This window comes from Mesorhizobium sp. M7A.F.Ca.CA.002.09.1.1 (assembly GCF_003998555.1).
Classification (GTDB): Bacteria; Pseudomonadota; Alphaproteobacteria; order Rhizobiales; family Rhizobiaceae; genus Mesorhizobium; species Mesorhizobium ciceri.
Genome location: NZ_RZRR01001283.1, coordinates 1 through 1,114, shown reverse-complemented (window position 1 = coordinate 1,114; position 1,114 = coordinate 1). Strand labels below are relative to the sequence as shown.

Below are 1,114 nucleotides of genomic sequence, written 5' to 3'. Positions count from 1 at the left end.
CCGCCCCTCATCTGTGCCGGTGTCCTTTCCCCGCATAGTGACGGGGAAAAGTGCCCGACTGGGCGATGAGGGGCGGGAATCTTCCGATCGGCCCGTTGTCGATCAGCCAATCCCCAAATGACCCTTCAGGCTGGGCACCGAGCCGAGCACCTTGTTGGTCAGGTCGGGGCCGGCGGCGGCTTCGGCCTGCTGGATCAGCGTCGCGCCGGCCTTCTGGATCTGCGCCATGTCGAGCCCGGATGCCTTGAGCGCGGCGATGCCGTTGATCAGCGCGCCGGCCTTCTCGCCGAGAACGCCGCCAAGCGCGCCCTGCAACGACGACAGAAAACCGCCACCGCCGGCCGGAGCGGCGGCCATGACGTCATATTGATGGGCGAGGTCGTCGGCGCCGGGGATTTTGGCGAAGAACGCCGAGGCGCTGGTGCCTTCCGCCTCGTGTTCGAGCACCGAGAAAATGGTGCCGACGACTTTCTCCGTCGTCGCCTGGTCGAGGCCCGCCTTCTGCGAAACGGTGTTGACGATGTCCTGGACGTTCATGGCGTCACCTCAACCCTGGGTTTTCGTGTTGCGGTTCCGCTCAGTGCGGACCCTGATCAACGATAGTCTGCCTGCATTCACAACCATCGAGCGTAGGGCCAAAGCGGCGGCCCCCGCAAGGACGACCGCGCTGGCGAGGATCGGGGAAGGCATGGTCATGGTCTCGCTTCCTTCTGGGTCTGAGGCACGCGGTCAAGATACCGTCGATAGCCACCTTCCTTCACGATTGTGGCAGCGCCAGCAGGATTTATCGCCAATGACTAAAAAGTGATGACACGGCCGCGCATGGGCACCGGCTTTGCTGCCCGGACGCGGCCGGCGGCATACGCCTGAGGCAATCGACGGCAGCGATGAGTGCTCGACTGGATGATGCCGGCTTGGTCCCTATGTAGCTGGGAATTGAAGCCCGAAGCAGAGGAGCCCATCCATGACGAGACCCGACGCCAAGCCCACCATCACCCAGGCGATGATCGACGCCTATGACGAGTACACGCATCTGACGCTCGATCGCCGCCGGTTCATGGAGCAGTTGACCCGGCTTGCCGGATCAGGTGCGGCGGCGATCGAGCGTCAGATG

1 protein-coding gene and 1 pseudogene are annotated in these 1,114 nt (G+C 63.9%); one reads left to right on the top strand and one right to left on the bottom strand.

Annotation, left to right across the window (positions count from 1 at the left end):
• Positions 1 to 102 precede the first annotated feature (102 nt).
• Positions 103 to 537: a hypothetical protein gene (locus EN994_RS32550; protein ID WP_013530999.1), complete on the bottom strand. Its 435-nt coding sequence runs from the start codon at positions 535 to 537 to the stop codon at positions 103 to 105.
• Positions 538 to 964: 427 nt separating this feature from the next.
• On the opposite strand from EN994_RS32550, the pseudogene EN994_RS36545 reads away from it, so the two are divergent.
• A pseudogene (locus EN994_RS36545) lies at positions 965 to 1,114 on the top strand (dienelactone hydrolase family protein); the annotation flags it as partial.